We start from the raw sequence: 23,905 nt of genomic DNA, 5'->3' as shown, positions 1-23,905 counted from the left end.
CGTCCCCCCCCCCCCCCCCCCCCCCCCCCCCCCCCTGGCCGGTAAGAGACTTATTGCTTGGCGGCGGGCTGGCCCAGGCTGGCCAGCTTGCTGTCCAGTTCGGCCAGCTGCTTCTGCTTTTCGGCCTGGCCCAGCGTGGCGTCGGCTTCGACCTTGGCCTTCTCGCGCGCCAGTTCGATCTGGCGGATCGGCACCAATTGCTGGTTGTCGGAGGGACGGAAGCCCTGGTAGGTCAGCGCCTTCAGGTTGGCCAGTTCGCGCTCGGCGTCCTTGCCCTTGCCGTAGTTGACGAAGAAGTCGCGGATGCGGGCCTTCAGGTCGGCGGGCAGGTCGCTGCGCATGACCAACGGATCCGCCGGGATCAGCGGCGACTTCCACAGCACGCGCACGCTGTCGTTGGCGTCCTTGCCGGTGTTCAGGCGATAACGCTCCAGCGCCTCGGTGTTGTTGACGGCCACGTCCACCTGCTTGTTGATGACCGACAGCAGATTGGTTTCGTGGTTGCTGGCGCGCACCGTCTTGAAGAAGGTCTTGGGCTCGATCTTGTTGGCGGCCCACAGGTAATAGCCCGGCACGGCCGTGCCCGAGGTCGAGTTGGGATCGCCCGCGCCGTAGCTCAACGTGCCGCCGCGCTTGAGCACGTCGTCCAGCGTCTTCAGGTTGCTGTCCTTGTTGACGATCAGCAGCGACCAGTAGCCGGGATTGCCGTCCTTGTCGATGACGGAGGCGAACACTTCGCCCTTGGCGCGGTCCACCGCTTCGATCGCGGACTTGTTGCCGAACCAGCCCATCTGCACCTTGTTGAAGCGCATGCCTTCGATGATGCCGGCGTAGTCGGACGCGAAGAAGGGCTTGACCGGCACGCCGATGGCGCGGCTCAGGTCGTCGATGACCGGCTGCCAGACCGACTTCAGGTTGGTGGAAGATTCCGTCGAGATGATGCCGAAGTTCAGGGTCTTGGCGTCTTCGGCGTGGACCTGGGTGGACAGGGCCGCGGCGGCGATCAGGGTGACAAAGGTTCTGCGTAGCATGGAAGGCTCCGGGGATAAACGGGTCGGGAAGAATCAGGCGGCTTGCGCCAATCGGGGCAGCGGCGCCATGCCGGGCATGGCCGGCGCTTGCGGCGCGTATTCGGGAAGCAGCTCGCTCAGTTCGGAGCCGTACAGGTCGCTGAGCATGGACGGCGTCAGGTCCGCGGAAGGACCGTCATAGACCACCTTGCCGTGGCGCAGCGCGACCACCCGCGGGCAGTAGCGCAAGGCCACATCCACCTGGTGCAGCGACACCACCACCGCCACCTTGCGGCTGCGGTTGATCTGGGCCAGCGTGTCCATCACGCGGCGCGAGGATTCCGGGTCGAGCGAGGCGATGGGCTCGTCGGCCAGGATCACGCGGGCGTTCTGCACCAGGGTGCGGGCGATGGCCGCGCGCTGTTGCTGGCCGCCGGACAACGTCGAAGCGCGTTGAAATGCGTAGTCGTCTATACCAACCTGGGCAAGCGCTTCGAGGCCTTGGCGCACTTCGCCGCGCAGGAACCAGCGCGTCAGGCTGCGCCACAGCGGCACGCGCGGCAGCAGGCCGGTCAGCACATTGGTGATGACCGGCAGGCGGCCCACCAGATTGAATTGCTGGAACACGAAACCGATGCCGGCGCGCGCGGAGCGCACGTCGCGGCTCAGGCGGCCGTCGCGCTGGATCATGCGGCCGTTGACGGCCACGCTGCCCGCATCGCCCGCCACGAAGCCCGACAGGTGACGCAGCAAGGTCGACTTGCCCGAACCCGAGGCGCCCAGCAAGGCAACCATCTCGCCGTCGGCCACTTGCAGGTTCACGCCGTCCAGCGCCTTGGCGCCGGCGTGGAAGCTCTTGCTGAGCCCTAGTACTTCGATGGCGTAAGTCATCGTTGAATCCCCATGGAATGTGTTCATGGCCGCATTCTGTTTTCGCGGCATGACAGCACGATGACCTGGGAATCGATTCATTTGGCGGAAAATAGGGACACCGCAATGATCTGAAAGACGTTCGTCATAAATGGCCGCTTCCAGCCCGGCGCGCCCAGGTATATTGGAAATATTCCCTCACCAGCCTGGCGTTCATCATGATCAAAGGTTCCTGCCTGTGCAGCCGAGTCGCCTACGAGATCAGCGGCCCGCTTACCGACGCCCTCAACTGCCATTGCACGATCTGCCGCAAAGCGCATGGCGCCGCGTTCCGCAGCCGGGCCACGGTCCAGGCCAAGGACTTCGCCTGGACGCGGGGCGAAAACCACGTCACGTGGTATTGCTCGTCCCCTGGCAGCTACCGCGGCTTCTGCGAAGCCTGCGGCACGCCCTTGCTGACCCGTTTCGATCAGACCCCGGACGTCTACGGCTTGCCGCTGGGTCCGCTGGACGATGACCCGGGCATCAAGCCGGCCGCCCATTGTCATGTGGCCAGCAAGGCGCCCTGGTTCGACATCAGCGACGATCTGCCGCAATACCCCGACGCGTATGGCGCGATGGAAGAAGACCATCCGCAAGCGGTTACATAAAAATTCAACCGAGAAGTTGAATTTCTTCGGGAGGGTGGGCTATATTCAACCTTATGGTTGAATCAAATCCCTCCCCCGTCCTCGATGCCGTCTTTCGCGCGCTGGCCGATCCCACGCGCCGCGACATGCTGCGCAGCCTGGCCCAGGGCGAGCAGACCATAGGCGAGCTGGCGGCGCCCCACAGCATGAGTTTCGCGGGCGCCTCCAAGCATGTGCAGGCCCTGGAACGCGCCGGCCTGGTCCGGCGCTCCATCCGCGGCCGCACGCATGTATGCAGCCTCAATCCGGAACCCATGGCCGAGGCCATGCAGTGGCTGCGCTTCTATGAACAATTCTGGTCGGGCAAGCTGGGCGCGCTGGAAGCCGCGCTCATCGCCAGCCGCCCCCCGGCCGCATCTTCTGGAGAACAACATGAGTGATCACGGCGTCGTCCTGGACCCCACCTCCATCCGCTTCACGCGGCTCCTGCCCGCCAGCGTCGACGAGGTCTGGGCCTTTCTCACTGAATCGGAAAAGCGGGGCCTCTGGCTGGCGTCCGGGGACATGGAACTGCGCGAGGGCGGCGGCGTCACGCTGCGCTTCATGCATGCCGACCTGTCCTCGGTGGCCGAGCCCGTGCCCGAGGCCTACAAACCGTATGAAGGCGGCGTCACCACGCAAGGCATCATCACGCGCTGCGAACCGCCGCGGTTGTTGGCGTTCACGTGGGGCGGCTCCCCCGGCCATCCGTCCGAAGTCACGTTCGAGCTGTCGCCCCAAGGCCAGGAGACACGCCTGGTGCTGACGCACCGCAAGCTGTCCTCGCGCGATGGCATGGTGGACGTGGCCGGCGGCTGGCATGTGCATCTGGGCGTGCTCGAAGCCCGGCTGGCCGGCCGCGCTCCAGGCCCGTTCTGGTCCGTTCTCGGCCGGGTGGAAGAAGAATATCGGGAGCGGATCCCGTCCGGCCAGAGTCGTTGAGCAACAACTATCACGGCGCAGTGACAGATAAATACTGGCTAATCACTGCGCTTTGCAGTAACATAAGTCCGTGATTTTTCCGCAAAAACCGGGCTTCGGTCACTCTGCGTGCCAACCTGTACCCCCTGCGGGCATTGCTCCGGGCCAACCCAGGACGTGCCCGGCTTTGCCGGAACAACCCCGCCCCCGCCGGGCGCACCGCCAACCCAACGGTCGCGGGGCCCGGCAGCAACAGATCCATCCCGCTTCTTCCGGCGATTTGCGCAAAACGCGCCGCCGCGACCAAGCCGCGCACCGCGCACACATTACCCTCGCGGCGCGAGTATCCGTCATTTCAGACATCCGCTTCGGATGCCGTGGCCCCTACCCGCGCTTGCCCGGACGTTTTACGTTCAAACCGCTGGATCCGCTAGTCCGGGTCCGACGCGCTTGCCGCCTTGCGCGGCGTGCCTTGCCGCCGGCATGGCTGCGCGTTTTGATAGGAGAAAAGAATGGCTAAAGAAGAACTCATCGAACTGGACGGCATCGTTGACGAAGTGCTGCCCGATAGCCGCTACCGCGTGAAGCTGGACAACGGCATCGAAGTCGGCGCCTACGCCTCCGGCCGCATCCGCAAGCACCGCATCCGCATCCTGGCGGGCGACCGCGTCACCCTGGAAATGTCGCCGTATGACCTGACCAAGGGCCGCATCAACTTCCGCCACAAGGACGAGCGCGGTCCCGCCCCGCAGCGTCCCCAGCAGTTCCGCCGCTAAGCCAGGACCACAGGGCCGGCCCCGCGCCGGCTCCCTTCCTTTCGCGCCAGCCCTAAACCTGGACCGCGAAATGCCGTAATGCGTGGAGCGCCCGTTCATGAAAGAATGGCGCCCTCTGCCAGGCGCAACGCCGGCAGGAAGAGCATGAAGCAAGATGGACCTGACACAAGATCTGCAAGCCGCCGCTGACCAGCTTACCCTTGCGCGAAGAAAATTCGTCAAGGGCGAGGAAGGCCTGCGCCTGCTGCACCAGTCGCGCGAGGCCTTCATCAACAGCCTGCGCAATACCGGCCTGACTTACGCCGACGCCAAGACCAAGTACGACAACTGTCTGGACGACCAGGAAGCCGAGCAGCTCCACGTGCGGCAGCAGATGGACTATGCGGAACGCGTGCACCAGCACGTGCTGCACCTGATCGCGCAGCAGGCCGCCACGGCCTGAAGGCGCGCGGAGCGGCCCCTGCGGCGCCCCCCGCCCCCAGCGGGATCAGGGTTTGAATGCCCCGATGAAGATGGCCGGATCGACGCGCGCGTCGTTCAGGCTGACGTTCCAGTGCAGATGCGGACCGGTCGCGCGGCCGGTCGCCCCCACCTTCCCCACCAGTCCGCCGCGCGGCACCTCGTCGCCGACTTTCACGTCGATGGCCGACATGTGGCAGAACATGCTGACGAAGCCCTGGCCATGGTCCAGGAACACCGTCTTGCCATTGAAGAAGTAATCCCCCACCAGCACCACCACACCTGCGGCCGGCGCCTTGATCGGCGTGCCCGAGGGTACGGCAAAATCCAGGCCCGAATGCGGATTGCGTTCCTCGCCATTGAAGAAGCGCCGCAGGCCGAACGGGCTGGACAGGCGGCCGCCGTTCACCGGACGGTCCAGCAGCAGGTTGCTGGGCGTGACGCCGGCGCGATAGGCGCGGTTGGCTGCGGCCTGCTCGGCCTGTTCGCGTTCGATGCGCTTCATGTCGTCCGGATCCGGATTGACCTGGCGCGGATTCTTCAGCGTGATGTGCTGGGCCTTGTATTCCTTGGCGCCTACCTTGAACGGCAGCGCGCGCTTGCCTTGCGCGTCCTTGACCTCCGCCTGCTGTTCGCCCGGCTTCACGCTGAGCGGGATGCCGACCACGGCGATCCACTGCTTGCCCTCTTCGCGCACCACCAGCACGCGCCGCCCCAGGAAAGTGACTTCGGGCGCGCGCTCGGCGTTGCCCAGGCCGAGGACAGCGACGCCGCCCGGCACGGGAACGTTGAGCTTGCGGCTGATGAAGCCGGCCTGCTGTGCGCGGGCCGGCAGGCCCAGGCAGAGAGCGGCCGCGGCCAAGCCCAGCCGCAGGACGTCGCGACGATGATGCATGGCGTTCACAGGCACAGGTTGGCGGGCTCGATGATGCTCTGGTCGCGGCGCGCGATGCGCGTGGACAGGCGCACGTCGGTCTTGCCCTTCCAGTGTATGGTCGTCAGCACGGCCTCGACCCCCAGGCTGTCTTCCTGGATCAGTTCAAAGCCGTTGCGCACCGCCTTCTGCTGGAAATTGATGCCCAGGTTCTTCCACGATTCCGCCACGCAGGCCGTGTAGTCCTCGGGCGTGCGCTGGGTGGAGCCGTAGAAGACCGGATCGCGGTCGCGCACGTCTTTGACGTTGGCGCAGGCCGACAAGGCTGCCAGGACAGTAAGGGACAAAACGGTGCGGACCTTCATGGCGATGGGACTCTCGAGCGGCGGGAGGTGAAAGGGGCGGCCAATATAACGCAGCGCCGGATCAAGCCTGCGGCGCGCGGCGGGCCGATTTGGGACGAAAGGCTGTAATGACTTCCGGCCGGGTCTCGGCGTACGGGCCGCCGATGAGATCGATGCAATAGGGGATGGCGGCGAAGATGCCCGGCACCAGCACGGCGCCGTCCTCGCCCTTCAGCCCTTCCAGCGTTTCACGGATGGATTTCGGCTGGCCGGGCAGGTTCACGATCAAGGCGGCATGGGCGGGCGTTTCCCGGATGACCGCCACCTGGCGCGACAGGATGGCCGTGGGCACGAAGCGCAGGCTGATCTGGCGCATCTGCTCGCCGAAGCCGGGCATTTCCTTGGTGGCGACGGCAAGCGTCGCCTCCGGCGTGACGTCGCGGCGCGCCGGACCGGTGCCGCCAGTGGTCAGGACCAGGTCGCAGCCGCAGCCGTCCACCAGCTCGATCAGCGTCTCCGAGATGCGCGCGGGCTCGTCGGGGATCAGCCGGTCCACCGCCTGCCAGGGCGAGGCCAGGGCACCGCCCAGCCATTCGCGCAGCGCGGGCAGTCCCAGGTCCTGGTACGTGCCGCTGGAGGCGCGGTCGGAAACGGACACCAGGCCCACGATCAGTTCGTCGGGGTGCTTGCGGGCGATACGGGTAGTGGTGGTCATGGGCTGCACGATCTGGGTAAGGGGCATGCGGGCGGCGCGGTTGCGGCGACGGGACGAGGTCAATCATGGAAATCCAGAAGAACCCCGCCACAGCGATGCTATCGCATTCTTTCCCTGCGGGAATCGCGGCGGCAGGCAGCGCGCCAGCGCCGGACCCTGTGGCAAAAAGGCGAATCGGCTTTGGCCCCGCTTTCCCGCGCTTGTTCCGGTCATGCCCGCTCGATAACATCCGCTAACAAACTTACCCCTATAGAGAGAGCCCCGCGCGGCATTGGTTCCCCATGTTCAAACGCACACTACGGCAGCATGCGCTGGCAGCGGCGCTGGCCCTGGCCGCGGCGGCTGCCGCCGGGTGGGGCGCCCTGCACGCCCTGGCGCTGAAGACGGAGCCGGTGCCGGCCGCCGCGCCGGGCATCTATATTCCCAACCTGGGCAATACGCTGCAGGAACAGACGCGCAACCTGTCCCGCATGAGCCAGGCCTTGCGCACGGGCGACCGGCTGGTGATCCTGGGTTCGTCCGAGTTGACCAGCAACGACCTGCGTTTCGTGCCCTACCGCTACCTGGCCGACGAATTGCAGATGCCGGTGCTGGCCTACGGCCATTCGGGCTTCCAGTCGCTGGGCATGCAGCTGGTGCTGGCGGCCATGGCCGAGGACTTGTCGCCGGCATCGCGCGTGGTCGTGATGCTGTCGCCGGGCTGGTTCGACGGCGAGGGCGGGCTGGGGCCGGACGAATTCAAGGAGCACGCCAATCCGCTGCTGCCCCGCCTGCTGCGGCAGCCCGAGGGACGGGCGGAGCTGGTCCGCTGGCTGCAGGCCAAGGGCGATGCGGGCGTCGCCTGGTCGATGGCGGCCGAGCAGGCTTACGTCTTCCGCCAGCGCCTGGTCGAACTGTGGGCGCCCGCCCATGCGGCGCCCGTCCCCGAGCGCGAACGCGAGGGGCCGCCCACGGCCGCCCGGGTGGTGGATTGGGAAGCGCTGGCGGCCCAGGCGCAGGGCGCCGAACAAGCCCTGATGGGCGGCAACCGCTACGCCGTGCGCGACGAGTTCTTCAATAAATACCTGCGCAGCATTCCCGCGGGCGGCAAGACCGCCTATCAGCCGCAGCCGCTGACCGGCCGCGACGAACTGCGCGAACTGGACGCCCTGATGGCTTTGCTGCGCCAGCGCGGCGTCAATGCCCTCTTTGTCATGCAGCCGCTGCACCCCCTGGTATTCAAGGACCTGGACCGCTTCGGCCCGGTGCAGCGGGAAGTCGCGGTGCTATGCCAGCGCTACGCCATGCGCTGCATGGACATGTACAGCGCGCCCTTCGAAGTGGGGACGCTGCGTGACGTGCAGCACCTGGGAGAGCTGGGCTGGCTGCGCGTGAACCAGAAGATCGCGGAAGTTTTCTACCCATGAAGGAGGGCCGGCAATGAAACGCACCCTGTGGCTGTGCCTGCTCTACCTGGGCGTCCTGGCGGTGATGCTGATCCAGGCGGATACCTCGGCAAATCTGGGCAAACCGATGGAAATCGAGTTCCAGTATTCGAAATTCTGACCCTGGGCGGGGTCCGCTGCCCGTACTTGGTAGCCGCAAGCAACCAGTGACAGGTCACAAATCTGCAATAATCGGCTCCTCTCGCCGGAACCTCCCCCGCCTCCATGTTCGACCTCTTCCACGGCCTAGACCTCTGGGTTGGCCTCAGCCTTGCGCTGGCCCTGACATTCGTCCTGGCCTTCGAATTCATCAACGGATTCCATGACACGGCGAACGCCGTGGCCACGGTCATCTACACCAAGGCCATGCCGCCGCATCTGGCGGTGGTGCTTTCCGGCATCTTCAACTTCCTCGGCGTGCTGCTGGGCGGCGTGGGCGTGGCCTATGCCATCGTGCACCTGCTGCCGGTGGAACTGCTGATCAATGTGGACACGGGCCGCGGGCTGGCCATGGTGTTCGCCATGCTGGCCGCGGCCATCGCCTGGAACCTGGGCACCTGGTACTTCGGCATCCCGGCGTCCAGCTCGCACACGCTGATCGGCTCGATCCTGGGCGTGGGCCTGGCCAATGCGCTGATCACCGACCTGCCGCTGGCGGACGGAGTCAACTGGGGCAAGGCCATCGACATCGGCCTATCCCTGGTGGTGTCGCCGGTGGCCGGCTTCCTGGTGGCGGGCGGCCTGCTGCTGGCGCTCAAGCGCTGGCTGCCGCTGTCGAAGATGCACAAGACGCCGGAACAGCGCCGCGCCCTCGACAACAAAAAGCATCCGCCCTTCTGGAACCGCCTGGTGCTGGTGCTGTCCGCCATGGGCGTGAGCTTCGTGCACGGCTCCAACGACGGCCAGAAAGGGATCGGCCTGATCATGCTGGTGCTGATCGGCATCGTCCCCGCCAATTTCGTGCTGGACACCAACAGCACCACCTACCAGATCGAACGCACCCGCGACGCCGCCAACCACCTGAACGTGTTCTACCAGCGCAACGAAGCCATGCTGGGCGACTACCTGGCGCTCAAGCGCGTGGACGCGACCACCGAGCTGCCGCGCAACTTCCGCTGCGATCCCGAGCTGACCATGCCGACCATCGCCGCGCTGCAGACCGATCTGCACGGCGTGTCGAATTACGCCGACCTGTCGGCCGAAAAGCGCATCTCCGTGCGCCGCTACCTGCTCTGCCTGGACGACACGGCCAAGAAGGTCGCGCGCATCGAAGGCCTGCCCGCGCGCGAACGCGCCGACCTGCAACGCCTGCGCGCCGATCTGACGGCCACCACCGAATACGCCCCCTTCTGGGTGATCGTGGCGGTCGCACTGGCGCTGGGCGCGGGCACCATGGTCGGCTGGCGCCGCGTGGTGCTGACGGTGGGCGAAAAGATCGGCAAGCAGGGCATGACCTATGCACAGGGCATGTCCGCACAGGTGACCGCCATGGGCGCCATCGGCATCGCCAACGTCTTCAGCCTGCCGGTGTCCACCACCCACGTGCTGTCCTCGGGCGTGGCCGGAACGATGATCGCCAACAAGAGCGGCCTGCAAGGCAGCACCGTGCGCAACATCCTGATGGCCTGGGTGCTGACCCTGCCCGCCTCGATGCTGCTGGCCGCCGGCCTGTTCTGGATTGGCGTGCAGATCGCCGGCTGATGGTCTTACGGCCGTGCAGGCAATCTGCACGGCCGATGCAACACTCTGGCTACCCCGCCAGGCTTCCGCCCGGCATGGCCCGCGTCTACCATGACGCCATGGCTACCTCAAATCCCATCCTGCATTACATTTTCGACCCGCTCTGCGGCTGGTGCTACGGCGCCGCGCCGCTGGTGGAAGCGGCTTGCGCCGTGCCCGGCCTGGACATCGCGCTGCACGGGGGCGGCATGATGACGGGCGGCAACCGCCAGCCGGTCACGGACAGGCTGCGCCGCTATGTCATGCCGCATGACGAACGCATCGCCGGCCTGACCGGCCAGCCCTTCGGCGACGACTACTACGACGGCCTGTTGCGCGATGAGGGCGCGGTGTTCGATTCGGAGCCGCCCACCACCGCCATCCTGGCCGCGCAGACGCTGGCCGGGCGCGGACTGGACATGCTCAAGCGCATCCAGCGCGCCCACTACGTGCAGGGCCTGCGCATCGCCGATCCGGCGGTGCTGGAGTCGCTGGCGGCCGACATCGGCCTGGACCCGGAAGCCTTCCGGGCCGCCTATGCCACCGCCCAGGGGGCCGAAACCGCCGCGCACATCGCCGCCAGCCGCAGGCTGCTGGCGCAGGTCGGCGGCAGCGGCTTTCCCACCCTGGCGCTGGAACGCGCTGGCATCTACGAAATGCTGGAGCCCAGCCGCTACCTGGGCCGTCCCGAGGAATGGCAGGCGGACCTGCGCGCGCGCATCGGGCGCGGTTAAAGCCTGCGGCGGCGCCTCAGGCTTCCTCGATGTCCCCGTCGCGCTGCAAGGCCCGGTGCATGGCCGGGCGATCACCCAGCCGTTCCGCATAGGCGGTGAACACAGGCGTCTCAGGCACGACTTTTACTTGCATCATGTACTGCAGGGTGCCGCCCAGCACGATGTCCACCGCCGAGAACTTTTCGCCCAAGAAAAACGCCCGCGCCTGCAAGACCCGGGTCAAAACCTGCTCGACCTCGTCGGCCGACCCCCAGCCCAGCGCGCTGCCCGGGTGCGGCGTCTTGAAGGCGCGTTCGGCCATGGCAGGCTCGAACACGCCGGTGGAATACGCCAGCCAGGTCAGGTAGGGACCGCGCAGCGCGTCGCCCACGACCGGCCCCAGGCCGGCTTGCGGGAACAGATCGGTCAGATAAAGGGCAATGGCCGGCGTTTCGAAGACCGGCACGCCGTCATGCACCAAGGCCGGCACCTTGCGGTGCGGATGGATGTCGATGTAGTCCGAGGGCATATGGCCCGCGCCGTCGCTGCCGCGGATGGACACCATTTCGGTGTCGTAGGGCACGCCCAGTTCTTCGAGCAGCCAAAGTATCCGGAACGACCGCGAGCGCGGCGCATGATAAAGCGTAAGCATGGTCGGCCTCCGTGGAAGTCCAACCATTTTGCTCCGCGGGCGTTACGCCGCCAAGGCCAGCAACACCCCGTATCCCGCCATGCCCAGCAGCACCGCGACGCCGGCATTGCTGACCAGGCGCGCAGCCACGGCGGTCACGACCAGGCCGCCGACGTAGGGGCCGATATTCGCCGCCTGGTCGCCAGCGGCCAGCAGGTCGGGCACGATCACCGCCGCCGCGATCCCGGCCAGCAGCGACGGCCCCAAGGCGGCCAGCGCCGAACCTTCGCGCGACAGGTGGCGCAGCAGCCGGCTGCGCTCGGACAGCATGAAAGGCAAGGCGCGCGTCAGGTAGGTGATGGCCGCCATGGCGATCACCGCGCCCCAGAAACCCAGTCCGTCGGTGTTCATGCGGACCTCCGCAGGCGATAGGCGGCGCAGCCGATGACCGCGCCGGCCAGGATGGCGAGGCTGGTATGGCCCAGCGCGGCCACGGCGCCGGCGCCGGCCACCGCCGCGATGATGGGCAGGCCCATGCCCCGCTTTGCGCTCTGGCACACCAGGGCCATGAACAGTGCGGGCAGCGCAAAGCGCATCACCTGGGACAGCATGGGGTAGTGGCGCTCCAGTCCGTCTCCCGCGTACACGCCGACGGCGGTCCCGGCGATCCAGGTCAGCCAGGCGCCCAGACCCAGCGCGATCATCCAGCGCTGGCGGCCCGCGGGCTCCACGGCCTGCAAGCGGTTGAAGGCGGTGGCGAAGACCTCATCGGTGAGCAGGAACGCAACCTTCAGGCGCTGATTCAGCGCCGCGGGCAGGAAACGCGACAGCAGCGGACCGTACAACAGATGGCGGGCGTTGAGCAGCGAGCACAGCGCCACCACCCATAGCCACGGGGTGCCGGCCTTGATGGAAGCGAGCAGCAGGAATTGGCTGGCGCCGGCGTAGACCAGCACGGAAATCAGCACCACTTGCAGCGGCGACAAGCCCGCCGCCACGCCGGCGATGCCGAAGGTCACGGCCACCGGGAAGTAGCCGATCATGACGGGCAGGCAGGATTTCAGGCCATCGATGCGGGCGCTGCCCGCAAGAGCGGGCGCGGGGGCAGGAGGTGTCTGCAAGGGTTTTCGCTGGTGTCGTTCCACAACCAGCTAGTTTACCCATCCGCGCACCGCCGTTACTTGTCTTCCAGGCCCAGCGCGCGCAGTTGCGCCTTCAGGCGGCGGACTTCCTGGCTCAGGTCCAGGATCAGCGCCGCCGCGTCCAGGCCCGCGCCATAGTCCCGCAACAGGCGGCGGGCGTCCAGCGCGCGCTGCAAGTCTGCGCTGTAGAAGCGCCATTCCGCAGGCCCCTGGCCGCTGGCGGTGACGATGCCGACCTCGACCAGGCGCACGACCCATTCGACTTCCTCGCCGCAGGCGCGGGCCAGATCGTCGGCGGACAGCGGCCGGGACTTGCCCACGACCGTGGCGCTGGTGACGACTATTTTTTTCATGGTCATACCCCCAGGTGGCGCCGCGGATTGAAGGGCAGGTCCTGCTGCAGCTTGCGGTAGGCCTCCTTGGCCGCCTCGCTGTCAGCGGGCGGCAAGACCAGGTCCAGCACCAGGTAAAGATCTCCCGGAGGATCGCCTGGAATGCCGCGGCCGCGCAGGCGCAGCTTGCGGCCGTTGGCTGACCCTGCGGGGATCGAGACTTCGACCGTGCCGCCCGGCGTGGGCGCATGCACGCTGGCGCCCAATGCGGCTTCCCAGGGCGCCACCGGCAGCGTCATGTAGAGATCGCGGCCGTCGGCGCGGTAGCGCGGATGCGGCTTGAAACGGACTTCCAGATAAAGGTCGCCGTTCTCGCCGCCGCCGTAGCCCGGCATGCCCTGCCCGGCCAGCCGGATGTACTGGCCTTCGCGCACGCCGGGGGGGATGCGCACGCTGAGCGTGCGGGTCTGCATATGGGGGCGGCCCTGCTCGTCCATCTGCATGGAACGCAGGCTGATGTCGCGCGTGGCGCCCTTGAGCGCATCTTCGAGGTCCACCTCGATCGCGGCGTGGTGGTCCTCGCCGCGCGCGCGGAACTCCTGTTGCTGCTGCGTCCCGCCGCGCCGGCTGCGGCCGCCGAACAGCGAGGAGAAGAACTCGCTGAACTGCGCCTCGTCGCCGGGCGCCGCGCCGCGGTGGAATTCGAAGCCTTCGTCCCAGCCGGGCGGCGGCTGGAAGCTGCCCTCGGGCGATACGCCGGCGGCCAGATTGTCGTAGGCCAGGCGCTTTTCCTTGTCGCGCAGCACGTCGTAGGCTTCGTTGACGTCGCGCATGCGCGTCTCGGCGTCGCTTTCCTTGCTGACGTCGGGATGGTATTTGCGAGCGAGCTTGCGGTAGGCGCGCCGGATGTCGTCTTCGGAGGCCTCCCGCTCCACGCCTAGAATGCTGTAGTAGTCCTTGAACTCCATTTGCAGCCCTTGGCAAAGCGTTGCGGCCGCCTCCGGTTGCGCCGGATCCGGCCTGGGATATCAAGAAGATAGGGGTTATGGAGCGATTTTTCAATGCGCCAGGCCAAGCCTGTTCCCGGCCTGGCGTAGTATCTGTTCTTTCAACGGGGCGATTCCGCCCGGACCACAACGCAGGATTCACAATGAAGATGAGCAACATCCCCTTCGGCACCACCGACTGGTCCGAGGTGGAACGCACCGAACACGCCGGCGACACCGGCATGGCCTATTGGCGCACCCGGCAGTTCGGCGACCTGCGCGTGCGCATGGTCGAATACACGCCGGGCTACCTGGCCGACCACTGGTGCAGCAAGGGCCACATCCTGTTCTGCCTGGAAGGCGAACTGCACACCGAACTGGAAGACGGACGGCAGTTCGTGCTGACGCCCGGCATGAGCTACCAGGTCGCGGACCAGGCCGAGCCGCACCGCTCGTCCACCGCCGTGGGCGCCAAGCTCTTCATCGTCGACTGAGGCCCCGGCGCGACAGGCCTGCCGCAGATGCGTTACGCTTTGAAGTGAAGTAGCCGCGGCCTGCCGCCGCGGCGCATGCCATTTGCCGTCCGACTGGAGACTAGATTTTGGGCGCCCCGCTTACGCTATTCGTCGATTCCCTGTTCCTCAGCCCCTACGCCATGTCGGCCTATGTGGCGCTGACTGAAAAACAGCTGCCGTTCGAGGTGCGCCCCATCGACCTGGAAGCGGGTGAACAACGCATGCAGCCTTATCAAAGCCGCGCGCTGACCTCCCGGGTGCCGGCATTGACCCACGCGGACTTCTGCCTGACCGAGTCCAGCGCCATCACCGAATACCTGGAAGACGCCTTCCCCGCACCGGCGCACGCCGCGCTCTATCCGCGCGACCTGCGCCAGCGCGCCCGCGCCCGTCAGTTGCAGGCCTGGCTGCGCAGCGACCTGGGCGCGCTGCGCCAGGAACGGCCGACCGAAACCGTGTTCTACGGCGCCGCCGGTCTGCCGCTATCGGATGCCGCGCACGCCGCCGCGGCCAAGCTCATCCACGTGGGCACCCATCTGCTGGGCACGGGCCAGACTTCGGTGTTCGATGAATGGAGCATCGCGGATACGGATCTCGCGGTCATGCTCAAGCGTCTGTTCCAGGACGACCTGCCCGACGCCCTGCGCGCCTATGCCGAGGCCCAGTGGCAGCGCCCCTCCGTCCAGAAATGGCTGGAGCACAACGCCGCCGCGCGCGCCTGACCCGAGCGGGAGCCGCGATGCAACTGCTGGATCACGTCTCCATCGCCGTTTCCCGCCTGGACACCGCCCGGCCCTTCTACGACGCCATCATGCAGGCGCTGGGCGCGGACAAGGTCTATGACCGCCCCGACGCGCTCGGCTACGGTGAACGCTGCCAGGCCGGCCACAGCCAGCACAGCTACCTGTCCGTATTCGCCGACGACGCCGCCGCTGCCCCGGCCGCGCGCCGCCACTGGTGCTTCAAGGCGCCCAGCCGCGCCGCGGTCGACGCATTCCACGCCGCCGGCCTGGCCCATGAGGGGCGCGACGACGGCGCGCCGGGCCTGCGCGAGCATTACCACCCCCACTACTACGCCGCTTTCCTGCTGGACCCTTCGGGCAACCGCATCGAAGCAGTCTGCCACGACCCGGTTTGAACCGTCGCCCGGCTGCCCGGCCCTAAAGGGGACGGGGAGATCAGTCCCATTTGACCTGCGTCAAGACCCTTGATGTTGCACCGCAACATCAGTTGCGGTGTAATGGAGAGGTCAACTCGGCCGGTTCCACTCGGAATCGGCGCGGCGGTTTGCCGCCGCAAGCAACCTACAGGAGATCGCTATGGCCGGATCCGGCAACGATCGCGTACCCGCCCCGCCCTTCAACCCCTGGACGGCCGCCTACGAATACGCAGTGGACGCCTGGCAGCGCGGCGTGCTTTACGCCGATGTGATGCGCCAGCGCGGCAACCAGTACCACGAGCACATGGCCAAGCGCGCCCCGAATGTGCTGAGCATGGAATCCGAATTGGTGATGGACGGCCGCTGTCTGCCGCGGCCCGTCAACTACGGCCTGCTGCGCATCAAGCCGCCGGAAGGCGTGGAAACCGATCCCATCAAGCGGCCCTTCCTGGTGGTCGACCCGCGCGCCGGACACGGCCCCGGCATCGGCGGCTTCAAGCCCGAGAGCGAGATCGGCGTGGCGCTGCGCGCCGGCCACCCCTGCTACTTCGCTACCTTCCTGCCGCAGCCCATGCCGACCCAGACCGTCGAGGACGTGATGATGGCCGAGGCCCGCTTCCTCGAGGAAATCATCGCGCTGCACCCCAACGCCGAAGGCAAGCCGGTGGTGGTGGCCAACTGCCAGGCGGGCTGGCAGATCATGATGACTGCCGCAGTCCGCCCCGAACTGTTCGGCCCCATCATCGTGGCAGGCGCCCCCCTGTCGTACTGGGCCGGCTGGCGCGGCATGAACCCCATGCGCTACGCCGGCGGCCTGTTGGGCGGCAGCTGGCTCACCGCCATGACCAGCGACCTGGGCGACGGAAAATTCGACGGCGCCTGGCTGGTGCAGAACTTCGAGAACCTGAATCCGGCCAACACCCTGTGGTCCAAGCAGTACAACCTGTACGCCAATGTCGACACCGAGGCCAAGCGCTACCTGAGCTTCGAGAAATGGTGGGGCGGCCATGTCTTCCTGAACGGCCCGGAAATCCAGTACATCGTCGACAACCTGTTCGTGGGCAACCGCCTGGCCACCGCCGGCCTGGTGACCTCGGACGGCATCCGCATCGACCTGCGCAACATCCGCTCGCCCATCGTGGTGTTCTGCTCCAAGGGCGACAACATCACGCCCCCGCCGCAGGCGCTGGGCTGGATCCCCGACCTGTACCAGGACGAATCCGAAGTGCTGGCGCATGGCCAGACCATCGTCTATGCCGTGCATGAAAGCATCGGCCATCTGGGCATCTTCGTGTCCGGCAGCGTGGCGCGCAAGGAGCACCAGGAGTTCACGTCCAACATCGACATGATCGACGTGCTGCCGCCGGGCATCTATCAGGCGGAAATCGCCGACAAGACGCCCGACACGCCCAACGCCGACCTGGCTTTCGGCAACTACGTGCTGTCGTTCGAGCAGCGCAGCCTGGACGACGTGCGCGCCATCGTCGAGCGCAACGAAGAGGACGACCGCCGCTTCGCCGCCGTCGCCCGCATTTCCGACATCAACCTGGGCATGTACCGCAGCTTCGTGCAGCCCTGGCTGCGCGCCCTGGTCACGCCGCAGTCGGCGGAATGGTCGCAGCGCCTGCATCCGCTGCGCCTGCCCTATGAACTGATCTCCGACCGCAATCCGGCCATCGCGCCCATCGCGCAGGTCGCCGAGCAGGTGCGTGAACATCGCCAGCCGGTTTCGCCCGCCAACCCCTTCCTGATGGCCCAGGAAATGTTCTCGAACCTGATCGAGACCAGCCTGAACATCTGGCAGGAACTGCGCGATTCCGCCGACGAGCGCACTTTCATGGGCGTGTACGGCTCGCCCCTGGTGCAGGACCTGGCCGGCCTGGGCGCGCGCTCCGGCCCGCCGCGCAAGCACCCTGGCGTATCGCCCGAGCACCGCCGCTTCATGGAAGAGCGCGCCGCCGAGCTGCGCTCGCTGATGCTGGAAGGCGGCCTGCGCGTCGCCGCGATCCGGATGCTGCTGTACGTATCGGGCGCCGAAGGCGGCCTGGACGAACGCAGCTATGCGCTGATCCGCAAGATGCGCGCCGAATCCGACACCGCCCTGTCGCTGCAGGAATTCAAGGACATCATCCGCGACCAGGCCTTGCTGATGACCTTGGACGCGGCCGGCTCGATCCAGGCCATACCGCAGCTGCTGGAGAATGCGCCCGCCCCCGCGATCCGCGAGACGCTGGACACCATGAAGCATGTGCTGGAAGCCGCCGAGCCCCTGAGCGAGGCCGCCCGCATCAGCCTGGACGAGATGGAACGCCTCTTCGAGTACGCCGAGCGTCGCGCGCAGAAGCGCGACGAGGCGCTGCAACCCGCGCCCAAAAAGACGCCGGCCGTGACGCGCAAATCGGTGCGCGCGGCGGCGGCCAGGCACGAAGCCCCCTCGGCCGCGGCCCAGCCTGCCGTCCCGGTACGCGCCAAGCGCGGCGCCACCGCCAAACCCGCTGCGCGTCCCGCGCGCAAATCCGCCAAGGCCAAATCCGCATGACGCTGCCCCCTACGTCCCATTACGACAGGCTCATCGCGCGCGCGCAGACGCTGGCGCCGGCGCATTGCGCCATCGCCCATCCTTGCGACGAACCCTCGCTGTCGGCTGCGCTGGAAGCGCGCGACCTGGGCCTGCTCAAGCCCATCCTGGTGGGTCCCGAGCAGAAGATCCGCGCCACCGCCGCCGAGCACAAGCTGAACCTGGGCGATGCCCGCATCGTCGACGCGCCGCACAGCCACGCGGCCGCTGAATGCGCGGTCGCGCTGGTGCGCAGCGGCGAAGCCGAACTGCTGATGAAAGGCAGCCTGCACACGGACGAACTCATGCATGAAGTGGTGGCGCGCAGCACCGGGCTGCGCAGCAGCCGGCGCATCAGCCACGTCTTCATCATGGAAGTGCCGACCTACGCGGAACCGCTCTTCATCACCGACGCCGCCATCAATATCTTCCCGGACCTGGAAACCAAGGCCGACATCATCCGCAACGTGATCGACCTGCACCACGGCTTGGGCTTGGGCGAGCCGCGCGTGGCCATCCTGTCGGCGGTCGAGCAGGTCAACCCCAGCATCCCCAGCACCATCGAAGCCGCCGCGCTGTGCAAGATGGCCGACCGCGGCCAGATCGCGGGCGGCCTGCTGGACGGCCCGTTGGCGCTGGACAACGCCATCAGCCCCGACGCCGCCCGCATCAAGGGCATCCGCTCGCCGGTGGCCGGCGTGGCCCAGGTGCTGGTCGTGCCTGATCTGGAAGCCGGCAACATGCTGGCCAAGAACCTGACCTTCCTGGCCAACGCCGAAGCGGCCGGCATCGTGCTGGGCGCGCGCGTGCCCATCATCCTGACCAGCCGCGCCGACAGCCCGCGCTCGCGTCTCGCGTCCTGCGCGGTGGCCGCGATCTACGCACACCACCTGGCCCAGCAACAAGCCCGTCCGCTAGCCTGAAGCACCACACGCAACCCGGAATCACAGCGCCATGACCGATACCATCCTCGTCATCAACGCCGGCAGTTCCAGCATCAAGTTCTACCTGTACGACATCGACGGCGCGCAGGAGCTGGCCCCGCGCCTGGGCGGCCAGCTCGAAGGCATAGGCACCTCGCACCCCAAGCTGAAAGTGCGCGACGCAGCCGGCCAGACCCTGGTCGAACGCGAGATCGCGCCCAGCCACGCGCCCGACGTGCCCAACGGCCAGGAAGTGGTCGGCACCTGGCTCAGCGGCCACCTCGGCGGCGCGCCGCTGGCCGTGGGCCACCGCGTGGTGCACGGCGGACCCGACCTGTCCGAGCCGGTACTGATCGACGACGCCATCCTGGCCAAGCTCGACACCTTCACGCCGCTGGCGCCGCTGCACCAGCCGAACAACCTGGCGCCCATCCGCGTGATCCGCGAGCGCCGCCCCTGGATCCCGCAAGTCGCCTGCTTCGACACCGCGTTCCACCGCAGCCATTCCGACGTGGCCGACCGCTACGCCCTGCCGGAACGGCTGTACCAGGAAGGCGTGCGCCGCTACGGCTTCCATGGTCTGTCCTACGAGTACATCGCGCAGCGCCTGCGGAAGGCGCTGCCGGACATCGCCGGCGGCAAGATCATCGTGGCCCATCTGGGCTCGGGCGTTTCCGCCTGCGCCATGCACCACGGCAAGAGCGTGGACAGCACCATGGGCTTCACCGCGCTGGAAGGCCTGCCCATGGGCACCCGCCCCGGCCGCCTGGATCCCGGCGTGGTGCTGTGGATGATGGAACGCGGCATGAACCACGACGAGATCGAGCACCTGCTCTATCACGATTGCGGCATGAAGGGCCTCTCCGGCATCAGCAACGACATGCGCGAACTGCTGGCCAGCGACGCCCCCTCGGCCAAGCTGGCGCTGCAATACTTCGCCTGGCGCGTGGCCGAGGGCATGATAGGCCTGGCCTGCGCCATGAACGGCGTGGACGGCATCGTCTTCACGGCGGGCGTGGGCGAGAACTCCGCCGAGATCCGCCAGGCCATCAGCGAGCACTGGGGCTGGCTGGGCATCAAGCTGGACCCGGAACGCAACGCCCGCCACGGGCCGCGCATCTCCAGCGACGACAGCCGCATCGGCGTCTACGTGGTGCGCACCAACGAAGAACTGATCATCGCCCAGCACACGCTGGCGCTGGTGAAGCAGCGATGAGCGCGGCACTGCCGCTGGCCGGCAAGCGCGGCCTGGTGACAGGCATCGCCAACGCGGACTCGATCGCCTGGGGCTGCGCCAAGGCCTTCCGCGCCCTGGGCGCGGAGTTGGCCGTGACCTACCTGAACGACAAGGCCCTGCGCCATGTGGAGCCGCTGGCCCGCCAGGTGGACGCGCCGCTGCTGCCGCTGGACCTGACGCGCGCAGGCCAACTCGAGGCTGTCTTCGACAGCGTCGCTGCCGAATGGGGCCAGCTGGATTTCGTGCTGCACTCCATCGCCTTCGCGCCGCGCGACGATCTGCACGGCCGCGTGACCGACTGCTCGCGCGAGGGCTTCCTGCAGGCCATGGACCTGTCCTGCTGGTCCTTCATCCGCATGGCCAAGCTGGCCGAGCCGCTGATGCGCAAGGGCGGCGCGCTGTTCTGCATGAGCTATTACGGTTCGCAGATGGTGGTCGAGCACTACAACATGATGGGGCCGGTGAAGGCCGCGCTGGAATCCGCCACCCGCTATCTGGCGGCGGAACTGGGTCCGCAGGGCATACGCGTGCACGCGATATCGCCGGGGCCGTTGAAGACGCGCGCCGCTTCGGGCATCGCCGAGTTCGACGCGCTGCTGGACCGGGCCCAGGCCAAGGCCCCCACACGCAGCCTGGTGTCCATCGACGACGTGGGCGAAGCCACCGCCTGGCTCGCCACCGACGCCGCCCGCCGCATGACCGGGCAGACGATATACATCGACGGCGGCTATCACATCATCGACTAGCCGGGGGGGCGCCTAGCAGGGGGCGCCTAGCCGGGGGCGCCGAGCCGAAGCTCCCTACCCCAGCGCCGCGGGCGGCGCCTGGCGCCAGCGTTCGATCGCTTCCACCGCCTGTTCGGGGCTACCAAAAATCTTTTCGCGGCCGATCTTCTTGACCAGGCCGGAACGTTCCAGCGCAGTGCGGAACTGGCCGTGTCCGCCTGCCACCAGCAGCGTGATGCCGCGCTCATCCAAGGTGCGCTTGAGCTCGTACAGCGCCTCGACCGCATCGGCGTCGGCCTGGGTCATGGCCTCGGCGTCCAGTACGAACCAACGCACGTCGCCCGCCTGCTCGATGATCTCGCGCGCGCGCCGGCGGAAGGCATCGGCGTTGAAGAACCACACCGAGGATTCGAACAGCCAGATCACCGCGCCCGGCACCGGCCGCGCCTCGGGATTCAGGTGCAGCTTGCCCAGCACCGTTTCCCCCGGAAGCCGGCCCAGCAAGGCATCGCGCGGATTGCCGGACACGTACATCGCATACAGCAGCGTGGCGCCCACCGACACCGCCACGCCTTGCAGCACGCCAAAGCCCACCACGCCCACCGCGGCCAGAATGCCGAACGCCAACTCGATGCGCGAGATGCGGGCCAGGCGCATGAAGGCGTGGCCGTCGAACAGGCTGATGGCGGCCAGCAGCAGAATGGCCGACAGCACGGCCTGCGGCAGCCAGTACAGCGGTCCGCTCAACAGGCCCACCACCACCGCCAGCGCCGCCGCCGCGGTGACGCTGACCAGCGGCGAGGAACCGCCGGCCACCAGTCCCACCGCCGTGCGCGAATCCGCGCCGGTCACCACGAATCCCTGGAACAGGCCCGCCGCCATATTGGCCGCGCCAAAGCCCACCAGCTCGCGGTTGGGATCCACGTGTTCGCCCGTGCGTGCGGCGAAGCTGCGCGCCGTCACGATGCCGCTGGAAAAGCTGACCACCAAGACCCCCGCCGCGCCCAGCAGGATGCCGTCCAGGCCCTCCAGCCGCACCGGCAGGCTCAGCGCCGGCAAACCGGCGGGCACCTCGCCCACCACGGCGATGCCCAGCCCGGGGAAATTGAACAGCCACGACAGCAGGCAGGCCAGCACCACCAGCAGAATGGGCCCAGGCCAGGTCGGCCGCCATCGCTTCACCGCCACCAGCAGCGCGCAGGAGGTCAGGCCCAGGATCAACGTCGGGATCTGGATTTCGGGCAGGCGCCGCGACAACTCCAGGAAGGGATGCACCAGGCCGCTGTTGCGCAGGCCCACCCCCGTCAGGCCGCTCAGCTGCGACAGGGCCAGCGTAATCGCCACCCCCGCCATGTAGCCGATCAGCACCGGCCGCGACAGCAGGTTGGCCAGCACGCCCAGCCGCAGCGCGCGCGCGATCAGGCAGCCCACGCCCACCGTCAAGGCGATGCCGGTGGCGGCCACCAGCCGGTCTTCCGGCGAGGTCAGCGCCATCCCGGTCAGGGTGGCGGCGATCAGGGTGCAGGTGGCCGTATCCGGCCCGACGATCAAGGTGCGCGACGAACCGAACAAGGCGTAACCCAGCATCCCGGCGATGGCCGCCCACAGGCCGGCCACGGGCGGCACGCCCATCATGGCCGCGTAGGCCAGACCCACCGGCAGCGCCACCGCCGCCACGCTCAGCCCGGCGGTGACGTCGCGCCGCGCCGATTCCCGGGTGATGCCGCGGAAGTTGTTGAGGCCGGGAATGAAACGTAAGTTCATGATGCTGCGAGGGAAAATCGGGAAGGAAGCGCGCTCGGAGCGGCTGTTTGCGCCAAGGCTACACCAAGCCGGCCAAACCGGGGCAGCCGCCATCAAATAGCCTGCATGAAAAAGCCGCCCCATCGGGGCGGCTTCGGCTTTGCAGGGCAAACCGCTTTACTTGGCGTAGCGGGCTTCCAGCACGGCCACGGCGGGCAGGGTCTTGCCTTCCAGGAATTCCAGGAAAGCGCCGCCGCCGGTCGAGATGTAGCCGACCTGCTCGCCGATGCCGTACTTGGCGATGGCGGCCAGCGTGTCGCCGCCACCGGCGATCGAGAAGCCTGCCGATTCGGCGATCGCACGCGCCACCACTTCGGTGCCGTTGGCGAACTGGTCGAACTCGAACACGCCCACGGGGCCGTTCCAGACGATGGTGCCGGCTTGCTTCAGGATCTCGGCCAGTTGCGCCGCGGTCTTGGGGCCGATGTCCAGGATCATGTCGTCGTCGGCCACGTCTTCAGCCGCCTTGACGGTGGCTTCGGCGTCGGCGCCGAATGCCTTGGCGCACACCACGTCCACCGGAATCGGCACGGCCGCGCCGCGCTGCTTCATGATGTCGATCACGGCGCGCGCCTGGTCGACCTGGTCGGGTTCGGCCAGCGACTTGCCGATGGACAGGCCGGCGGCCAGCATGAAGGTGTTGGCGATGCCGCCGCCCACCACCAATTGGTCGACCTTGTCGGCCAGCGATTGCAGGATCGACAGCTTGGTCGACACCTTGGAGCCGCCCACGATGGCGACCAGCGGGCGCTTGGGCTCGTGCAGCGCGCGGCCCAGGGCGTCCAGTTCGGCGGCCAGCAGCGGACCGGCGCAGGCCACGGGCGCAAAGCGCGCGATGCCGTGGGTGGTGGCTTCGGCGCGGTGAGCGGTGCCGAACGCGTCATTGACGTAGACGTCGCACAGCGCCGCCATCTTCTTGGACAGCGTCTCGTCGTCCTTCTTTTCGCCAACGTTGACGCGGCAGTTTTCCAGCAGCACGACCTGGCCGTGATCGACCTGGACGCCGTCGACCCAGTCGCGCACCAGCTGCACGGGCATGCCCAGCAGTTCGGACAGGCGCTGGCCGACCTTGGCCAGCGAATCGGCGTCGGTCAGCACGCCTTCCTTGGGACGGCCCAGGTGGGAGGTGACCATGACGGCGGCGCCGGCGTCCAACGCCATGCGGATGCCGGGCACCGAGGCGCGGATGCGGGTGTCTTCGCTGATGCGGCCGGCGTCGTCGAACGGCACGTTCAGATCGGCGCGGATGAACACGCGCTTGCCGGACAGGGCGCCGGACTTGGCCAGCGCGGACAGAGTGTTGACCTTGGACATATTTGGATTCCTACGATGGGCGTACAAAGGGGACGAACCCATTTTCCGCAAGCGCGGAAAACAAATCCGTCCCCTCTATCTAGCCGTG

At 67.5% G+C, this 23,905-nt stretch carries 28 protein-coding genes; 16 read left to right on the top strand and 12 right to left on the bottom strand.

The window, feature by feature from the left end; translation table 11 throughout:
- Positions 1-50 precede the first annotated feature (50 nt).
- The gene (gene phnD / locus AC3WOB_RS06825) at positions 51-1,031 is read right to left on the bottom strand and encodes a phosphonate ABC transporter substrate-binding protein (protein WP_013395698.1); all 981 of its coding nucleotides are present in this window, start codon (positions 1,029-1,031) and stop codon (positions 51-53) included.
- A 33-nt stretch (positions 1,032-1,064) separates the two neighbouring features.
- On the bottom strand, positions 1,065-1,901 hold the full coding sequence (phnC, locus tag AC3WOB_RS06820) for a phosphonate ABC transporter ATP-binding protein (RefSeq protein ID WP_492274585.1): 837 nt from the start codon (positions 1,899-1,901) through the stop codon (positions 1,065-1,067).
- 197 nt (positions 1,902-2,098) lie between these two features.
- On the opposite strand from phnC, the gene AC3WOB_RS06815 reads away from it, so the two are divergent.
- The 5 genes from AC3WOB_RS06815 to AC3WOB_RS06795 all read left to right on the top strand — a co-directional run bounded on the left by AC3WOB_RS06815 (position 2,099) and on the right by AC3WOB_RS06795 (position 4,687).
- On the top strand, positions 2,099-2,530 hold the full coding sequence (locus AC3WOB_RS06815) for a GFA family protein (protein WP_013395700.1): 432 nt from the start codon (positions 2,099-2,101) through the stop codon (positions 2,528-2,530).
- Positions 2,531-2,583: 53 nt separating this feature from the next.
- Entirely contained in the window at positions 2,584-2,949 is a 366-nt protein-coding gene (locus AC3WOB_RS06810) for an ArsR/SmtB family transcription factor (protein WP_013395701.1), read from the top strand.
- Positions 2,942-3,490: an SRPBCC family protein gene (locus AC3WOB_RS06805; protein ID WP_013395702.1), complete on the top strand. Its 549-nt coding sequence runs from the start codon at positions 2,942-2,944 to the stop codon at positions 3,488-3,490. Before AC3WOB_RS06810 ends, AC3WOB_RS06805 begins: the two co-directional genes overlap by 8 nt.
- 491 nt (positions 3,491-3,981) lie before the next feature.
- Entirely contained in the window at positions 3,982-4,245 is a 264-nt protein-coding gene (gene infA / locus AC3WOB_RS06800; protein WP_013395703.1) for a translation initiation factor IF-1, read from the top strand.
- 154 nt (positions 4,246-4,399) lie between these two features.
- A complete protein-coding gene (locus AC3WOB_RS06795) occupies positions 4,400-4,687 on the top strand; it encodes a hypothetical protein (protein WP_013395704.1) in 288 nt (95 codons plus the stop codon).
- 45 nt (positions 4,688-4,732) lie between these two features.
- Here AC3WOB_RS06795 and AC3WOB_RS06790 read toward each other — a convergent pair whose 3' ends face one another.
- The 3 genes from AC3WOB_RS06790 to mog form a co-directional block, all read right to left on the bottom strand.
- The gene (locus AC3WOB_RS06790; protein ID WP_013395705.1) at positions 4,733-5,599 is read right to left on the bottom strand and encodes a peptidoglycan DD-metalloendopeptidase family protein; all 867 of its coding nucleotides are present in this window, start codon (positions 5,597-5,599) and stop codon (positions 4,733-4,735) included.
- 5 nt (positions 5,600-5,604) lie between these two features.
- The gene (locus AC3WOB_RS06785) at positions 5,605-5,943 is read right to left on the bottom strand and encodes a hypothetical protein (RefSeq protein WP_013395706.1); all 339 of its coding nucleotides are present in this window, start codon (positions 5,941-5,943) and stop codon (positions 5,605-5,607) included.
- Positions 5,944-6,004: 61 nt separating this feature from the next.
- Positions 6,005-6,637, bottom strand: a complete 633-nt coding sequence (gene mog / locus AC3WOB_RS06780) for a molybdopterin adenylyltransferase (protein ID WP_013395707.1) — start codon at positions 6,635-6,637, stop codon at positions 6,005-6,007.
- 281 nt (positions 6,638-6,918) lie between these two features.
- On the opposite strand from mog, the gene AC3WOB_RS06775 reads away from it, so the two are divergent.
- The 4 genes from AC3WOB_RS06775 to AC3WOB_RS06760 all read left to right on the top strand — a co-directional run bounded on the left by AC3WOB_RS06775 (position 6,919) and on the right by AC3WOB_RS06760 (position 10,514).
- Positions 6,919-8,043 (top strand): D-alanyl-lipoteichoic acid biosynthesis protein DltD, encoded by a 1,125-nt coding sequence (locus AC3WOB_RS06775; RefSeq protein ID WP_492274584.1) that lies wholly within the window; start codon positions 6,919-6,921, stop codon positions 8,041-8,043.
- A 13-nt stretch (positions 8,044-8,056) separates the two neighbouring features.
- A complete protein-coding gene (locus tag AC3WOB_RS06770) occupies positions 8,057-8,182 on the top strand; it encodes a hypothetical protein (RefSeq protein WP_006222760.1) in 126 nt (41 codons plus the stop codon).
- A gap of 104 nt (positions 8,183-8,286) precedes the next feature.
- Entirely contained in the window at positions 8,287-9,762 is a 1,476-nt protein-coding gene (locus AC3WOB_RS06765) for an inorganic phosphate transporter (RefSeq protein ID WP_013395710.1), read from the top strand.
- A 74-nt stretch (positions 9,763-9,836) separates the two neighbouring features.
- Positions 9,837-10,514, top strand: a complete 678-nt coding sequence (locus AC3WOB_RS06760) for a DsbA family protein (RefSeq protein ID WP_492274583.1) — start codon at positions 9,837-9,839, stop codon at positions 10,512-10,514.
- A 16-nt stretch (positions 10,515-10,530) separates the two neighbouring features.
- On the opposite strand, the gene AC3WOB_RS06755 is transcribed toward AC3WOB_RS06760, so the two are convergent.
- Genes AC3WOB_RS06755 through AC3WOB_RS06735 form a run of 5 tightly spaced genes read right to left on the bottom strand, consistent with a single transcriptional unit; the run spans position 10,531 to position 13,566 of the window.
- Positions 10,531-11,145 (bottom strand): glutathione S-transferase family protein, encoded by a 615-nt coding sequence (locus tag AC3WOB_RS06755; protein WP_492274582.1) that lies wholly within the window; start codon positions 11,143-11,145, stop codon positions 10,531-10,533.
- Between the two features lie 42 nt (positions 11,146-11,187).
- Positions 11,188-11,535, bottom strand: a complete 348-nt coding sequence (locus tag AC3WOB_RS06750; protein ID WP_013395713.1) for an AzlD domain-containing protein — start codon at positions 11,533-11,535, stop codon at positions 11,188-11,190.
- Complete coding sequence (locus AC3WOB_RS06745; protein WP_041654252.1) at positions 11,532-12,245, bottom strand: AzlC family ABC transporter permease; 714 nt, start codon at positions 12,243-12,245, stop codon at positions 11,532-11,534. Before AC3WOB_RS06745 ends, AC3WOB_RS06750 begins: the two co-directional genes overlap by 4 nt.
- A gap of 56 nt (positions 12,246-12,301) precedes the next feature.
- Entirely contained in the window at positions 12,302-12,619 is a 318-nt protein-coding gene (locus tag AC3WOB_RS06740) for a chaperone modulator CbpM (RefSeq protein WP_041656119.1), read from the bottom strand.
- 2 nt (positions 12,620-12,621) lie between these two features.
- Positions 12,622-13,566, bottom strand: coding sequence for a DnaJ C-terminal domain-containing protein (locus tag AC3WOB_RS06735; RefSeq protein WP_492274581.1), 945 nt, complete (start codon positions 13,564-13,566; stop codon positions 12,622-12,624).
- Positions 13,567-13,748: 182 nt separating this feature from the next.
- Between AC3WOB_RS06735 and AC3WOB_RS06730 the strand changes: the two genes are divergently transcribed.
- The 7 genes from AC3WOB_RS06730 (at position 13,749) to fabI (ending at position 20,721) form a co-directional block, all read left to right on the top strand.
- On the top strand, positions 13,749-14,078 hold the full coding sequence (locus AC3WOB_RS06730; protein WP_013395717.1) for a DHCW motif cupin fold protein: 330 nt from the start codon (positions 13,749-13,751) through the stop codon (positions 14,076-14,078).
- A gap of 107 nt (positions 14,079-14,185) precedes the next feature.
- Entirely contained in the window at positions 14,186-14,821 is a 636-nt protein-coding gene (gene yfcF / locus AC3WOB_RS06725) for a glutathione transferase (RefSeq protein ID WP_492274580.1), read from the top strand.
- A gap of 17 nt (positions 14,822-14,838) precedes the next feature.
- Positions 14,839-15,237 carry a VOC family protein gene (locus AC3WOB_RS06720; protein ID WP_492274579.1) on the top strand — a complete coding sequence of 133 codons (399 nt, stop codon included), beginning with the start codon at positions 14,839-14,841 and terminating at the stop codon, positions 15,235-15,237.
- A gap of 181 nt (positions 15,238-15,418) precedes the next feature.
- The gene (locus AC3WOB_RS06715) at positions 15,419-17,797 is read left to right on the top strand and encodes a DUF3141 domain-containing protein (protein ID WP_492274578.1); all 2,379 of its coding nucleotides are present in this window, start codon (positions 15,419-15,421) and stop codon (positions 17,795-17,797) included.
- Complete coding sequence (locus AC3WOB_RS06710; RefSeq protein ID WP_013395721.1) at positions 17,794-18,738, top strand: phosphate acetyltransferase; 945 nt, start codon at positions 17,794-17,796, stop codon at positions 18,736-18,738. The genes AC3WOB_RS06715 and AC3WOB_RS06710 overlap by 4 nt, the downstream gene beginning before the upstream one ends.
- A gap of 31 nt (positions 18,739-18,769) precedes the next feature.
- Entirely contained in the window at positions 18,770-19,954 is a 1,185-nt protein-coding gene (locus AC3WOB_RS06705) for an acetate/propionate family kinase (protein ID WP_207465556.1), read from the top strand.
- Positions 19,951-20,721 (top strand): enoyl-ACP reductase FabI, encoded by a 771-nt coding sequence (fabI, locus tag AC3WOB_RS06700; RefSeq protein ID WP_492274577.1) that lies wholly within the window; start codon positions 19,951-19,953, stop codon positions 20,719-20,721. The genes AC3WOB_RS06705 and fabI overlap by 4 nt, the downstream gene beginning before the upstream one ends.
- Positions 20,722-20,775: 54 nt before the next feature.
- Here the strand turns inward: fabI and AC3WOB_RS06695 are convergent, their stop codons facing one another.
- Both AC3WOB_RS06695 and AC3WOB_RS06690 read right to left on the bottom strand, forming a co-directional pair.
- Positions 20,776-22,464 (bottom strand): SulP family inorganic anion transporter, encoded by a 1,689-nt coding sequence (locus AC3WOB_RS06695; protein ID WP_492274576.1) that lies wholly within the window; start codon positions 22,462-22,464, stop codon positions 20,776-20,778.
- A gap of 156 nt (positions 22,465-22,620) precedes the next feature.
- A complete protein-coding gene (locus AC3WOB_RS06690; protein WP_492274575.1) occupies positions 22,621-23,817 on the bottom strand; it encodes a phosphoglycerate kinase in 1,197 nt (398 codons plus the stop codon).
- Positions 23,818-23,905: the final 88 nt, after the last annotated feature.

This window comes from Achromobacter sp. FW305-C-30-7 (assembly GCF_058783105.1).
This window is presented reverse-complemented; position numbering and strand designations above follow the sequence as displayed.

Bases quoted from the DNA above. Each gene is read 5' to 3' on its own strand.
- AC3WOB_RS06750 (WP_013395713.1), bottom strand. From the start codon at position 11,535: ATGAACACCGACGGACTGGGTTTCTGGGGCGCGGTGATCGCCATGGCG.
- AC3WOB_RS06775 (WP_492274584.1), top strand. From the start codon at position 6,919: ATGTTCAAACGCACACTACGGCAGCATGCGCTGGCAGCGGCGCTGGCC.
- mog (WP_013395707.1), bottom strand. From the start codon at position 6,637: ATGACCACCACTACCCGTATCGCCCGCAAGCACCCCGACGAACTGATC.
- AC3WOB_RS06815 (WP_013395700.1), top strand. From the start codon at position 2,099: ATGATCAAAGGTTCCTGCCTGTGCAGCCGAGTCGCCTACGAGATCAGC.
- infA (WP_013395703.1), top strand. From the start codon at position 3,982: ATGGCTAAAGAAGAACTCATCGAACTGGACGGCATCGTTGACGAAGTG.
- AC3WOB_RS06690 (WP_492274575.1), bottom strand. From the start codon at position 23,817: ATGTCCAAGGTCAACACTCTGTCCGCGCTGGCCAAGTCCGGCGCCCTG.
- AC3WOB_RS06730 (WP_013395717.1), top strand. From the start codon at position 13,749: ATGAAGATGAGCAACATCCCCTTCGGCACCACCGACTGGTCCGAGGTG.
- AC3WOB_RS06720 (WP_492274579.1), top strand. From the start codon at position 14,839: ATGCAACTGCTGGATCACGTCTCCATCGCCGTTTCCCGCCTGGACACC.
- AC3WOB_RS06705 (WP_207465556.1), top strand. From the start codon at position 18,770: ATGACCGATACCATCCTCGTCATCAACGCCGGCAGTTCCAGCATCAAG.
- phnD (WP_013395698.1), bottom strand. From the start codon at position 1,031: ATGCTACGCAGAACCTTTGTCACCCTGATCGCCGCCGCGGCCCTGTCC.
- AC3WOB_RS06740 (WP_041656119.1), bottom strand. From the start codon at position 12,619: ATGAAAAAAATAGTCGTCACCAGCGCCACGGTCGTGGGCAAGTCCCGG.
- AC3WOB_RS06710 (WP_013395721.1), top strand. From the start codon at position 17,794: ATGACGCTGCCCCCTACGTCCCATTACGACAGGCTCATCGCGCGCGCG.
- fabI (WP_492274577.1), top strand. From the start codon at position 19,951: ATGAGCGCGGCACTGCCGCTGGCCGGCAAGCGCGGCCTGGTGACAGGC.
- AC3WOB_RS06770 (WP_006222760.1), top strand. From the start codon at position 8,057: ATGAAACGCACCCTGTGGCTGTGCCTGCTCTACCTGGGCGTCCTGGCG.
- AC3WOB_RS06810 (WP_013395701.1), top strand. From the start codon at position 2,584: ATGGTTGAATCAAATCCCTCCCCCGTCCTCGATGCCGTCTTTCGCGCG.
- phnC (WP_492274585.1), bottom strand. From the start codon at position 1,901: ATGACTTACGCCATCGAAGTACTAGGGCTCAGCAAGAGCTTCCACGCC.
- AC3WOB_RS06795 (WP_013395704.1), top strand. From the start codon at position 4,400: ATGGACCTGACACAAGATCTGCAAGCCGCCGCTGACCAGCTTACCCTT.
- AC3WOB_RS06735 (WP_492274581.1), bottom strand. From the start codon at position 13,566: ATGGAGTTCAAGGACTACTACAGCATTCTAGGCGTGGAGCGGGAGGCC.
- AC3WOB_RS06695 (WP_492274576.1), bottom strand. From the start codon at position 22,464: ATGAACTTACGTTTCATTCCCGGCCTCAACAACTTCCGCGGCATCACC.
- AC3WOB_RS06715 (WP_492274578.1), top strand. From the start codon at position 15,419: ATGGCCGGATCCGGCAACGATCGCGTACCCGCCCCGCCCTTCAACCCC.
- AC3WOB_RS06760 (WP_492274583.1), top strand. From the start codon at position 9,837: ATGGCCCGCGTCTACCATGACGCCATGGCTACCTCAAATCCCATCCTG.
- AC3WOB_RS06765 (WP_013395710.1), top strand. From the start codon at position 8,287: ATGTTCGACCTCTTCCACGGCCTAGACCTCTGGGTTGGCCTCAGCCTT.
- AC3WOB_RS06805 (WP_013395702.1), top strand. From the start codon at position 2,942: ATGAGTGATCACGGCGTCGTCCTGGACCCCACCTCCATCCGCTTCACG.
- AC3WOB_RS06790 (WP_013395705.1), bottom strand. From the start codon at position 5,599: ATGCATCATCGTCGCGACGTCCTGCGGCTGGGCTTGGCCGCGGCCGCT.
- AC3WOB_RS06785 (WP_013395706.1), bottom strand. From the start codon at position 5,943: ATGAAGGTCCGCACCGTTTTGTCCCTTACTGTCCTGGCAGCCTTGTCG.
- AC3WOB_RS06755 (WP_492274582.1), bottom strand. From the start codon at position 11,145: ATGCTTACGCTTTATCATGCGCCGCGCTCGCGGTCGTTCCGGATACTT.